The organism is Prevotella sp. SGI.167 (assembly GCF_050313615.1).
Lineage (GTDB): Bacteria > Bacteroidota > Bacteroidia > Bacteroidales > Bacteroidaceae > Prevotella.
Map to the genome: position 1 here is coordinate 96,018 of NZ_JBNPLT010000007.1, position 13,498 is coordinate 109,515.

9 protein-coding genes are annotated in these 13,498 nt (G+C 42.7%); 4 read left to right on the forward strand and 5 right to left on the reverse strand.

Going from position 1 to position 13,498, the window contains the following annotated elements; all coding sequences use genetic code 11:
- Nucleotides 1-16: 16 nt before the first annotated feature.
- From ACQRBJ_RS05655 to ACQRBJ_RS05675, 5 genes are all read right to left on the reverse strand, one after another.
- Nucleotides 17-1,810 carry a RagB/SusD family nutrient uptake outer membrane protein gene (locus tag ACQRBJ_RS05655; protein WP_445303052.1) on the reverse strand — a complete coding sequence of 598 codons (1,794 nt, stop codon included), beginning with the start codon at nucleotides 1,808-1,810 and terminating at the stop codon, nucleotides 17-19.
- 51 nt (nucleotides 1,811-1,861) lie between these two features.
- Nucleotides 1,862-5,068: a SusC/RagA family TonB-linked outer membrane protein gene (locus ACQRBJ_RS05660; RefSeq protein WP_445303053.1), complete on the reverse strand. Its 3,207-nt coding sequence runs from the start codon at nucleotides 5,066-5,068 to the stop codon at nucleotides 1,862-1,864.
- 243 nt (nucleotides 5,069-5,311) lie between these two features.
- Nucleotides 5,312-6,331: a hypothetical protein gene (locus ACQRBJ_RS05665; protein ID WP_445303054.1), complete on the reverse strand. Its 1,020-nt coding sequence runs from the start codon at nucleotides 6,329-6,331 to the stop codon at nucleotides 5,312-5,314.
- Nucleotides 6,332-6,719: 388 nt separating this feature from the next.
- Entirely contained in the window at nucleotides 6,720-8,033 is a 1,314-nt protein-coding gene (locus ACQRBJ_RS05670) for a glycoside hydrolase family 5 protein (RefSeq protein ID WP_445303055.1), read from the reverse strand.
- Between the two features lie 383 nt (nucleotides 8,034-8,416).
- A complete protein-coding gene (locus tag ACQRBJ_RS05675; protein WP_445303056.1) occupies nucleotides 8,417-9,370 on the reverse strand; it encodes an ATPase in 954 nt (317 codons plus the stop codon).
- A gap of 221 nt (nucleotides 9,371-9,591) precedes the next feature.
- On the opposite strand from ACQRBJ_RS05675, the gene kdsA reads away from it, so the two are divergent.
- From kdsA to ACQRBJ_RS05695, 4 genes are all read left to right on the forward strand, one after another.
- The gene (gene kdsA / locus ACQRBJ_RS05680; RefSeq protein ID WP_445303057.1) at nucleotides 9,592-10,344 is read left to right on the forward strand and encodes a 3-deoxy-8-phosphooctulonate synthase; all 753 of its coding nucleotides are present in this window, start codon (nucleotides 9,592-9,594) and stop codon (nucleotides 10,342-10,344) included.
- A 158-nt stretch (nucleotides 10,345-10,502) separates the two neighbouring features.
- On the forward strand, nucleotides 10,503-11,483 hold the full coding sequence (locus ACQRBJ_RS05685) for a KpsF/GutQ family sugar-phosphate isomerase (protein WP_153125880.1): 981 nt from the start codon (nucleotides 10,503-10,505) through the stop codon (nucleotides 11,481-11,483).
- Nucleotides 11,484-11,554: 71 nt separating this feature from the next.
- Nucleotides 11,555-12,826: a cardiolipin synthase gene (cls, locus tag ACQRBJ_RS05690; RefSeq protein ID WP_445303058.1), complete on the forward strand. Its 1,272-nt coding sequence runs from the start codon at nucleotides 11,555-11,557 to the stop codon at nucleotides 12,824-12,826.
- A gap of 21 nt (nucleotides 12,827-12,847) precedes the next feature.
- A complete protein-coding gene (locus tag ACQRBJ_RS05695) occupies nucleotides 12,848-13,480 on the forward strand; it encodes a response regulator transcription factor (protein ID WP_445303059.1) in 633 nt (210 codons plus the stop codon).
- The last annotated feature ends 18 nt before the right edge of the window (nucleotides 13,481-13,498 follow it).

Here is a 13,498-nt window from a genome sequence, read left to right on the forward strand (position 1 = left end):
AATATTGTCTTTACTCTTATTTTTCTACATCCCAGGTGAAATCATAAGGCTGGGCAGGCATGCTCAAGTACTTATTCTGGATAACATCACTCTCAGGATAAGGCATGAAGATATTATTCTCAGAGAGAACAACAGGCTGATAACCTGAAACATACTTAGCAACCAACTCGTTGACATTATAGGAATATTTGTCACCAGAAGCTATGATTGTATTATCACTTTCGCTCACAGTTAATCTGTCATTCCAATATACATGTCCCTCCTCATCAGCGATGTACCAGGTTCCTGTACCAGGTGGAATCACACGATAAGAGAATGTGCCGTTAGAATTTCTATAAAGAGAATTTTCACGAATTTCAAAAGCACGATGCTGCTGACGGTTGAAGAAGTTCAACATAGTCTGTGGTTTCCAGCGATACCATGTCACCATATCCCACCAGTTGAAATACTCCATACAGAATTCGATGCGACGCTCACGGATAAGATCCTTCAATGTGATGCTTGTAGGATGAACAGCTTCAACACGAGCTCGATTATGAACGGCATCAAAAGCAGCCAAAGCCTCAGGATCAGAGGTACTCTCATTATTACCGAGAATAGCTTCAGCCTTCATCAGGTATACATCAGCCAAACGCTGGATATAGGTATTCAATGGTGAAGCCATCTGAGCAAGTGCTGCCGGCTCTACATCATTCTTTGTTCCAAGCACACCCTTCTTGCACTGCATCCAATTGTGCTTGTAGGTATAACCACCATCAGCCTTCTTGATATAGCTATAATAGCAATTTGGAGAGAACCAGGTAGCCTTGCGACGGATAGAATCGGCTGGATCTTCATTGTAATAATCAAGCATATCGCATGAAGGTGACAAGCTACCACCCCATACATTCACATCTGTTACTTCTGGGAATGCCAAATCGGAATAAGTAGCATTCATTGCACCCCACTCACCAGAGTTTGGACTAGCCCAACGCATGGCAAGAACGGTTTCACTGTTGTCATTGTTCTGAGCCTTGAAAAGATCCTCATAGTTACTCATCAGAGAATACTGGCCGCTATTGATTACCTCATCGCAAAGTTTCTTCACCTCTCGCAAAGTCTCTTCATTGCGCTGATGATCAACGGTAGAACCCTCTTCCCAACCACTCTGTGCCAGGAGAGCCTTAGCCAAGGCTGCCTTAGCTGCATATTTAGAAGGGTGATGATTGCTTCCAGCCTCAGGCAACAATTCTGCAGCCTTACGGAAGTCACGGATGATGAACTTCAGTACATCAGCCTCTGTATTCAATGGCTGGTTTGGATTCTGAACCAACTTATTGTTGTCCTCAAAAAGGATGTTGTCACCCCAACCACGGAGCAGATAGAAGTAAGCCCAACCACGCATCAGATAGCATTCGCCCTCAGCAGCTTCCTTAACTGAAGGGGTAACGCTACCAGTACAATACTCCTGCAAATTGGAAAGGGTTGCATTACTCATGGTCACAACATTATAGAGTGCAGACCAGGCAAGGCTAAGATCTTCTGTCAGGGCAGTAACCTTGAAATTAGCAAATTCTGCACTTACATATGGATTCCATCCATCATTGGCACGGAAAGATCCCATACCGATTAAGGCACGACGGTTAAAGTTAAACCATGCCTTGTTATAAAGAGGCTCCACACCTTTTCTCACAGCAGCATCCGAAGAATAATAAGTTGGCGCTGTGTAATTGCCGCTAGGTGTCTTGTCCAGGAAGTCTGAGCTACAACTGGTAGTCATAAGCGCAGAAGCTGCCAAGGCAGAAGCCAGAAATATATGTTTTGTATTCATATTATATCCTATTTTAATATATATAAATGTATATTGATTAAATCAGAGCACTTAGAACGCCAACTTCAAACCGAAGGTGTAGATTCTCTGTGATGGATAACGATAGTTATCAATATTCTGCAAGATTACACTCTGACCATTGGCACCAATCTCTGGATCATAGCCGTCGTAACCCGTGATGGTAAACAAGTTCTGAATATTACCATAGATAGACAAACTTTGGATCTGCAATGGAGCCAACCACTTCTTAGGGAAGTTGTAAGTCAGAGAGATTGACTTCAAGCGGAGATAAGAACCATCTTCTATGAAACGGCTACTTACACGGTTGTTGTCGTTCTGATTCTGACCAGCAGTACTGATACGCTGTGCTGTAGCTAAATCAGGATTGGTGACATATACATTATTAATATCTGTAGCCGAACCATTAGGGTCAATCAGACCAACCTTTGCATAACCGGCTACTTCCTTCATCATGTTACCATACTTCTCAGGATTGGTATGACCCTGACGAACATAGTTGTAGATGTCACCACCCACACTACCATTGATGAAGAAGCTAAAGTCGAAGTTCTTCCATGTAATGGTGTTGTTCAAACCGAAGGTAAAGTCTGGGTTAGGATCACCAATAAAGGTACGGTCGTTGTTATCAATCTTACCATCGCCATTGACATCCTCGAAAATATAATCACCTACCCAAATGCTGTTAGGGGCAATAGGATACATGTTGCCATCGCCATCGGCAGGACGTGGAGTAGGAACCTTGTTGCCAGCAGCATCAAGCAAGAACTCACCCTTGCTGTTCTTCTGATAGAAGTCGTCGGCTGTCTTGTACATACCGATTACATTATATCCATAGAAACGCCCTACAGGTCCACCGATCTTTGACAAAGTCAAGGTCTCTGTACCGATTTTACCAGAGATGGTGGCATCGTCACTGTTGAGGGCAGTCAACTTGTTGCGGTTGATAGAGAGCGTGGCACCTGTGCGCCAAGACCAATCGCCCTTATTGATATTCACGGTGTTCAAGGTAAACTCAATACCTTTATTCTCGATAGAACCAGTGTTCACCCAAGGAGCACTCATACCCTGCCAATCGTTATTGATGACGTATGAAGGAAGAGCTGCCTCCATCAAGAGGTTATCAGTTTTCTTCAAATAAGCATCTACGATGAATTCGATGCGGTTATCGAGGAATGCAAAGTCCATACCCACATTCCATGAGTTGGTACTTTCCCACTTCAAGTCAGGATTTGGGAAACGAGCAGGATAATAACCTGTACCCCATGCGGTTGACACATTGTTCATTGTAGCGCCATAAGCAAAAGAACCTGTGCTCTGGTTACCAACAAGACCCCATCCAAGACGAAGTTTCCAGTTGCTCAACCATTTTACATCCTTCATGAATGGCTCCTGTGTGATACGCCAAGCCAAAGCTGCAGATGGGAACCAACCCCAACGGTTGTTCTTACCGAAGGATGAAGAACCATCGGTACGAAGAGTAGCTGTCAACAGGTAACGGTCCAGGAGATTATAGTTCAAACGGCCAAAGTAAGACTCAATAGCCCATGGTGTACCATCATCACCAGAGTTGGTTGCTGTAGAAGAGTCACCAATACTCAATGAATGAAGGGTATCAGAAATATAGCCCTTGCGAGAACCAGACAGACTCTCCCAAGTACCCCATTGAGCCTCATGACCCAACATGATCTGGAAATGATTGTTCTTGAATGGATCAAAGTCATAGGTAGCATACTGCTTGAATGAGCTATATTTACTCAAGGTCTTGGTACGTGTACTCTGACTCTCTACCTTAATATTACCATAGGAATAGTCTGGAATAAAGTAGTAAGAGTTACCCCAACCACGGTTACCACCATATTCGATACGGATATTTAATCCCTTGACAGGCTTGATGTTAGCGAATACATTGTAATCCAACTGATAGTTGTTTGTACGGTTTTCCTTCATGTTAGCCTCAAAGATTGGGTTGCTGTATGAAGTATTGAAATCGTTAGCCTCAGGCACACCATAACTGCCATCAGGGTTGCGGGCAGCAACATCAGGGAACTGGTTCAAAGCAGTATTGATGACATCATTCTCAGAGAAAGTCAAGGTCTGCTTTGTATTAGAATAGGCTGTATTAAAACCAACCTGAACCCACTTATTAATATTGGTATCAAAATTTGCACGGAAGCTGGCACGTGTAAAGCCGGAACCAATACCTACACCATCCTGGTCGAGATAACCGCCAGAGAGAGAGTAATGCATGTCCTTATTACCACCACTTACGTTTATTGCATGATTCTGCATGAAAGCAGTCTGGAAGAGTTCCTTCTGCCAATTGGTTCCATCGGTCAAAAGTGAAGGATCCTTAAAGTCCTCGCGTATACCATAACCACGAGCTTCCTGACGAGCATTATAGAAATCGGCATACTCCTTAAGGTTCATCACATCAAGGTATTCAGGAATAGCCTGCCAACCGATATAACCGTCATAAGAAACCTGCGCCTTACCATCCTGACCACGCTTGGTAGTTACGAGAACGACACCATTAGAGGCACGGGAACCATAGATGGCTGTGGCTGACGCATCCTTCAAAACCTCAATAGAGGTAATATCCGAAGGGTTGATACTTGCCAATACGGAAGTATTACTGCTGGTATTACCACTTACAGGAATACCATCGATGACATAAAGAGGTTCATTACCATTAAAAGAGTTAATACCACGAATCTGCACAGAGATACCACCACCAGGAGCACCAGAGTTCTGGGTTACCTGAACACCGGCAATACGTCCCTGCATGGCTTGTTCCATACTGGTATTAACACCTTGTTTAATAGCCTTTTCATCAATGCTGGATACAGAACCTGTCAAATCTGAACGTTTCATGGTACCATAACCTACAACAACCACCTCGTTGAGCGAGTGAGTGTCTTCGGTCATCACAATACTGATTTTACCATTAGCAGGTACTTTAGCGGTTTTATTGGAATAACCAACATAAGAAATTTCAAGAGTCTGTCCTGGCTTGGCATTGATAGAGAATTTACCATCCAAGTCAGTTACAGTACCCGCACCTTTAACACCCTTGATTTTAACGGTCGCACCAATTACGGTTTCACCATTAGCATCGGTAACAGTACCTGTCACCTTACTTTGGGCGGAAGCTGTCAATGGCAACAACATCATCAAGGAGAGTGCAAGAGGTCTGCCTATGACAGACTTGCACTTAGAATTTAATCTGTTGTGACTCATAATTTATTATCTATTAAGTTTAAATTTATTTTAAAATTAGTTGTTTACCCATTAGAATAAAGGGAAGTAATTCTGTTATTCGGGTACAAAGATACTACTTTATTATCACAAATTATGATACTTTTTTGCTGATTTTATATAGCATTTTACATTTTTCTAGTTTTCTAAAGAAAAAGCAACAAAAAGAGGGTAGAGAAATTCCTCCACCCTCCTTATTTTACTTTATTTTAAAAGTTGTCCTTATTATTTTTGAACAAACTTCTTACCGTTCTGGATAACAACTCCCTTGTAAGACTTGTTCACCTTCTGACCTGCAAGGTTATAAATCGGAGCGTTAGCATTTACCTTAGAAGCAACTACTGCGTTAGAAATACCTGTTCCTGTAGTCAATTCTTCAACCGTCTTACTTGTCAGATAAACCTTAGTAACTACAATTTTTGTAACCTCAATATCATCTTTAGTATACTGCTCGCCATCAGGCTTATTAAGATTCTGGTATGCATACTGAGAAAGCTTACCCCATTTTGAGATATCTACCATATAAGTCTTAGCTTCGGTAGAAGCAGGCAAATCCTGATTAAAGTTTACATCAGCACCATCAAGAAGTTTTCCCTGAAGAGCAATCTGACCATGACCATCAACAGAAGCAATTTCAAAGACCAAAGTATTGAATGCAGAAACATCCTTATCCAACCATTTGCTATCCCAGCCATAATCTTTAGCTTTCAACTCATGAGTACCACCGGTTGCATCAATATCAAAAGTCTTTTCAATCTTATCGGCAGCAGCCTTAGCTTCTTCATATTCAGCCTCGCTTGCAAAGTAAGCAGCCTTAATGGTAATAGCACCAACAGTATTTCTATTCTGAAGAGCAACAGCATTCATCGTCTTAGAATGAGCTGCATCAAGTTTAACTGCCAAGATACCACCGGCCGGGAAAACAGTACTAGTTTCCGTACTTGTGTAATAATTTGCTCCATACTGACCTGTCGTACCATCCTTTTCATACTGTGCTATCAAATTAACTTCTGCACATGTACCAGTAGTATACTCAAATACGACATAATCGAATGCAGATTTATCAGCATACGTAGTTTCTCCGGTAGCTTCATCAGTACTACCATAATTAATACCCTTCCATTGCCACTGACCAGCAAAAGTCACCACATTGTCGGTTGCAATACTGGAAATATCAATATCCTCCTTTGCACTAACAGATAAAGCTGCAAAAGCAGCAACTACTAAAGTAAATAACTTTTTCATAAGCTCTTTATTAATTTATAGGTTTAAAAAATGTTTTTATGAATCAAATTTAAATTTTGGTTCTTTTCGATGGCAAAGATACAACAAAAACAGCGAAACAAATGATACTTTGTTGTCTAATTCCGATACTATTTTATCAAAGTACAAAATATACTATTTTTATAGCCAATATTCCTACGGTTCCCTCGTTTCAAGTGAGGCTCACTTGATTCTGGGCAGGATGTATCTGAAATTACATCGCGACGTATCTGGCGCTGCGTCGTGACGCATCTGTTACTGCGTCGGGACGTACCAGATGCTACGTCGGGACGCAATTTCGGGAACATCGGTAAGCAGAGACACTTAAACCAAAACTATACTTATTTATTATTGCTTTTCCTCTATTTTTCTAAGGTTTCGGATAGATTTTCAGGTAATCTTCCATACCTATCTCAGCACCATCTACTACACCTTTAAATATATAAGAGTCGGAGACTACTTCCTTGGCACGGTTGAAGAGCGTCATGTGAGGAAGAGGCTGCACGTTGATGTCCCAAACGTAGGGAATGAGACCAGCCTTCAGTATCTCGGCAGTAACGGAACTGTACCATGCCATCATACTTTCATCATGCAGTTTCTGATTACCCCCATAGAGAGAAGCATCCTTGCGGTTGGCACCGTATTCACCGATGACAACAGGATAACCCTTGTCCACGAACTTCTTCTTCATCTTCATCACCTGGTTGGTAATATGCTGATAGGCATCCACATTTTTATTGTTATACGAGATGGTGTTGACGGTGCGTCCCTGATCGTCAGCAGGCGCATGTCCCTTCCAGTAGAGTGCCACCTTGCCCCAATCGGCATCCTTGTCCATCAGGGTGAAGATATATGGATCATAGAAATGTACCTCTGCCATCAACCGGTTCTTTGCCGAATCCTTGAGACGGGCAATATCATAGGTATCCTTCTCAGCCAGATCTATCTCCGTCTTCGGACCCTGCATGATGAGTACACGTTTGGCATTCTTGCCACCGGTAGAACGAACGGCATCCAGGAACACCTGCTCATATTCAAGGAGTCTGTCGGCAAACTCCTTGCTGTCGGGAGCCAGCATTTCACCCTTTGCCAGTGGACTGCCCCCACCTACTCCAGGTTCATTCAATGCTGCAAAAAGTAGGCGCTGATCATAGTCCTTGAACTGATTGGCAATATTGACCCACAATTTGCGATACATCTCCTTATGTTCTGAAACATTCGCCTGATTGGTAAAAGCATCATGCTCCATCCAACCGCCATCCCAATGTTCGTTGATGATGACACAGAGTCCGGCATTGAGACCATAATCCACAATCTCCTTGATACGAAGCACCCAAGCAGGGTCTATCGTCATCTTCTCCTTGTCTACAATATGACCAGCCACCCAAGAGGTAGGAATGCGAAGGCTGTTGAACCCCAGCTTCTTCAAGCTCTGGATATAACTTTCAGTTGTCTTGTCATTCTGCCATGAAGTCTCCGACTTTAACCCGGCGTTGTTGGTAAAGATATCATTCCAATTACAAGCCTCCATCGTATTACCAAGATTAACACCTGGCGCCATATAATGTGCCAACTGGGTTGCAGTAAGTTTCATCTTCGTCATACGTCTATCAGCAGGTGCCACTTGTGCACTAGCCCATGCAAACTGGGCAGCTGCCGCTAAAATCATAACTATTTTTTTCATATTATTTATATATATATCGTTATAGTTTTATGTAGTTATACTGCAAAGATAAAGAAAAAACAGCTATAGCTATGTAGTGTTTTGTTAAACTGATACGTACAGAATGTTACAAGGGCATATTTTTGTCTTTTGGGGGAAAGAATATGTTACACAAAAAAAAGGGCGCACACCAGAAAATGTATGCCTCGATTTATCTTTGCTAGTTCACGGTGGCAAAGATAAATAATAAATAAACACGCATGGGTACTTTTATGTTAACACGGTATGTATAAAATGTTATACTATCAAGGTTTATTAAAAAAAATGCACCAAAACGTAGCATTTTATACGTTTTGATGCATTATTATTAAGTTTTCTGATACTTTTTCTTCACAGCCATTCTTTTACCCTTTCCGAAGAGAATGAAAGGCAATCAGCCCCTTCATTGGGGCTCTTAATATGAGAGCAATCTTCAGGTGATGTTCATCTTCCATCACGTTTCTGAGAGGCGATTCGAAATAGTGGGCAATGCTTCCCACGAATCCCAGTTCCAGGTTTTCTCCCAAGGAAACATCCCAAGCTTTCACTCCCGACGTCAACCTGCTGATGTCCTCAACGCTGGCCTTCACATAATCAATATAAGGAAGTAGATTGTTACGGTAAAACAAGTCAAAGCTACTTAATATCATCCGGTAGAGCGCCATGGCTTCGTTCAGCTCATCGCTACCGTTTTCATGTTTCTCTCCCTCGGCTATCTGCTGGGAAATGAAAGGACAGATAGAAGCCAGAAAGCGATTGGCTAAAGGCTCTTTATATACCTTATTAATAATAGTAGGGTAATCAAGTCCTGACCATGCCAGATATTTCTCCTTGAGAGAAGCAGGAAGTGTTCCCTTGAAGATACCATTCAGAAACAGCTTACCCAATACAGCTCCACTACCCTCATCCCCCAGGATGTAACCCAGCGGCGGAGTATTCATAACGATGTTCTTTCCATCATAAAGACAACTGTTGGCACCTGTACCCAAGATACAGGCAATACCCGGTTTATCACCAAACAGAGCACGAGCAGCACCCAACATATCACCTTCCACTTCTACCCTAGCTTCCGGGAAAGACTGCTGCAACAAGGACTGCATACGAGGTTTCATCGCCTCAGTTACACCACTGCCATAAAAGAACACTTCCTGAGGCTGCTCGTTCAACACTAGTTTATCACAGAGAATCTGCAATATATCAGCATCACTCTGATGAATCGGATTGATGCCTTGAGTATTACAAGTCATCAACACATCCCCCTGGTCACTTATCAATGCCCAATCGGTCTTGGTACTACCACTATCTGCTATCAGTTTCATCTTCGACTATTCTATTAATCAATACTATTTCTTCCTTAGAACATTCATCCAAGTAACGTCTAAGACACTGCAAATTTACAGAATTTCATTGAAATATCATCATAATAAATTGAAAAAGATACGCCCCAAAGGATAATATCTCAAAAAAGGTTCATGAATCTTTGCTTTTCTCTTCTTTTTTTAATAACTTTGCAGTCAATAACAATAAAACACGTATAATTATGGCAACATTCATAGCAGGACCATGCGTCATCGAGTCGATGGAACTACTGGACACAGTAGCTCAGGAACTCGTTCGCATCAACCAGAAGTTAGGAACCGACATTATATTCAAAGCATCATTTGACAAGGCAAACCGAACCAGCATCCACTCTTTCCGTGGTCCTGGTATGGAAAAGGGTCTACAGATGCTCAGCGATATCAAGTCAAAGTATGGACTTCGCATCACCACAGATATTCATGAGAGTTATCAGGCTGAGGCTGTAGGCAAAGTATGCGATATTCTCCAGATACCAGCCTTCCTCTGCCGACAGACCGATCTTTTGGTTTCTGCTGCTAAAACGGGTAAGATTGTCAACATCAAGAAGGCACAGTTCCTGAGCGGAAGAGATATGAAATATCCTGTAGAAAAAGCTTTGGACAGCGGTGCCAAGGAAGTATGGCTCACCGAGCGCGGCAACTGCTTCGGATACAATAATCTCGTAGTAGACTTCCGCAACATTCCAGACATGAAGGAGATTGTTCCTAATGTCATCATGGACTGCACTCACAGTGTGCAGCGACCAAGCGCTGGCGATGGCAAAACCGTGGGCGACCGCAAGTTCGTACCAGCCATGGCCATGGCAGCCAAGGCATTCGGCGCAACCGGTTACTTCTTTGAGGCACACCCAGACCCAGATCAGGGAAAAAGTGACGCTGCCAATATGCTGGAATTAGACAAGCTGGAGGCTCTCATAGCTGATTTGCTCGCTTAACAAAGTATATTAATTAACTTGTCTAAGTATATTAGTTTACTTGTCTAAGTATATTAGTTTACTTGTCTAAGTATATTAGTTTGCTTGTCTAAGTATATTAGTTTGCTTGTCTAAGTATATTAGTTCCATTCAATAAAGAACATTTATTTTAGAAAATAATGAATCACAAGATAAACGATATTGACAACATGACAGTCCGCTCGTATGGAGAGCAAGCCCTTCGTGACGAAGCTCAAGCCATACTCGATCAAATTTCCTATATGGATAGTAATTTTGAGAAGGCAGTAGATATGATGTATCATTGCGAAGGAAAGATTATCGTAACCGGTGTAGGCAAAAGTGGACACATAGGTGCCAAGATTGCAGCTACTCTGGCATCAACAGGTACACCTGCCTTCTATATCAATCCTCTGGATGTATATCACGGTGATTTAGGCGTAATGACAGATAAAGACGTAGTTCTGGCACTGAGCAACAGTGGCCAGACCGATGAGTTGCTTCGCTTCATTCCAATGGTACTCCACATGAATGTGCCTATTATTTCGATTACGGGAAATCCCAATTCCTTGTTGGCGAAATATTCCAATCACCATATCACGGTAAAGGTAAAGAAGGAAGCTTGTCCGCTGAACCTTGCTCCAACCAGCAGTACCACTGCGGCTTTGGCGATGGGAGATGCCTTGGCAATAGCACTGATGCAGGTACGCCACTTCAAGCCGCGCGACTTTGCACAGTTCCATCCTGGTGGCGAATTAGGTAAGCGTCTCCTGACTACCGCAGAAGATGTGATGCGCAGCGACGATATGCCAATCATCCCTAAGGAGATGCACCTGGGCGAGGCTATCATCCACGTCAGCAAGGGCAAACTGGGATTGGGAATCTCGCTTGATGAAGACAATCGTGTCATCGGATTGATTACTGATGGCGATATCCGCCGTGCCATGGAGAAATGGCAGGCTGAGTTCTTCAACAAGACGGTGAACGACATCATGACCACCACTCCTAAGATGGTGACTCCGAAGACCAAGATTTCGGAAATTCAGCGCATTATGCATAAGTACAAGGTACATACAGTACTCGTAGTAGATAAGGATAATCATTTGAAAGGCATCGTTGATCACTATGCCTGCATGGTGTGATTTTAATTAATAATTTATAATTAATAATTTATAATTAATAATTTATAGCAAATAGATTATTAGGAGTTGACATGAGACTCATAGAGATAATAACAACGATAACACTGATGCTTGCCAGTTCGCTGTGCAGCGCACAGACCAGCGATTCATTGATAGTTAATCAGCTTCGTGGGAAAGGTGTGAGTTTTTCTCACGATAATTCTGTTACGCTCCTGATGAGCGGACAGGAGAAATTTGATGATATGTTTCAGGCAATCCGTCAAGCCAAACACAGCATTCATCTGGAATACTTCAACTTCCGCAACGACAGCATCGCCTCCCTACTCTTCGACCTCCTGGCTGAGAAGGCAAAGGAGGGTGTAAAGGTAAGAGCCTTGTATGACGGATTCGGAAACTCATCCAACAACAAGCCATTGCGCAAACGGCATCTCAAGAGAATACGTGCCAATGGCATTGAAATATATGAATACAAACCGGTTAAGTTTCCATGGGTACATGCCATCTTCAACCGTGATCACCGTAAAATCGTGGTCATTGATGGACAGATTGCATATACAGGAGGTATGAACGTTGCCGACTATTATATCAATGGTACAGAAGTAGTAGGCGAATGGCATGACATGCACTGCCGCATTGATGGTAGCGAGGTGAATACCCTGCAAAAGATATTCCTCAAGATGTGGAACAAGGTTAGCGGTCAGCATATTGACGGCGAAGAGTTTTACCGCAAGGAGAAAAAAGATTATCTGGTAGAGAATCTCAAACCCGACACCACTGCTACCGCCTATCATAAAACGGTAGGCATCATTAACCGTGAGCCCCATATCACCAAGGATATCATCCGCTATTTCTATGTGAACGCCATCAACGACGCACAGGATAGCATCAAGCTCATCAGTCCTTACTTCACCCTAAGCCACAAACTGAAGAAAGCACTGAAGAATGCAGTAAAAAGAGGCGTAAAGGTAGAAATCATGCTCTCTACCAAGAGCGATATTCCATTGACTCCAGATTGCGGTTTCTATAATGCCCATAAGCTGATGAAGGCTGGTTGCCATGTATGGATGTACACACCAGGCTTCCATCATACCAAGATTATCATGGTAGATGGAAAGTTCTGTACGGTGGGCAGCGCCAATCTCAATGCCAGAAGCCTTAGATGGGATTACGAAGAGAATGCTGTAATTGTAGACCCTTACACTACAGACCAGCTGGTAAAGCTCTTCGATGGAGAGAAGAAAGACAGTTTCCTGCTCAACGAAAAGAACTGGAGAGAATGGCGCACGGGGTGGCAGAGATTCAAGGGATGGTTTGCAGCCACCTTCCTGACCCCTTTCCTATAAATATATAAAAAAGAAGATATAATGAATGAAGAAATGATGAAAGCAATGGCAGGGAAATCAATGCCCGAACTAGCCATTGTAGATAATAATACGCTGGCAGCATTGGGACTGAAAAGTCTGCTGGAAAGCGCTATTCCGATGGTAAGAATCAAAACCTTCGGTACATTCGGTGAATTTGAATCGAGTGTACCCGAGCGATTCATGCACTATTTTGTAGCAATGCCTATCGTATTGGCGCATCGCTACTTCTTCATTGACGAAAAGCATCGCCATCATACCATCGTACTGACTCCCAGTTACGATCCCAACTCGCAACTGCAAGGTTTCCACTGTATCTGTACCAACGTACCAGAAACGCAACTGATCAAGGAACTGATGAGTCTGCAACATTCAGGTCACCCCCATGGTGAACATATTCCGATGATGGGCGACTCATCTCCAAAAGAAAAAGTGTTGACTGATAGAGAAATCGAAGTTCTGTCCCTGATAGCACAAGGCAAAATCAACAAAGAAATTGCCGATCAACTATGTATCGGACTCACTACCGTGATTACTCATCGCAAGAATATCCAGGAAAAATTAGGAATTAAAAACGTTTCTTCACTCACTATCTATGCCGTGATGCATGGATATGTGGACATCAACAAAATCTAAACGAGCAAAATTATCCTC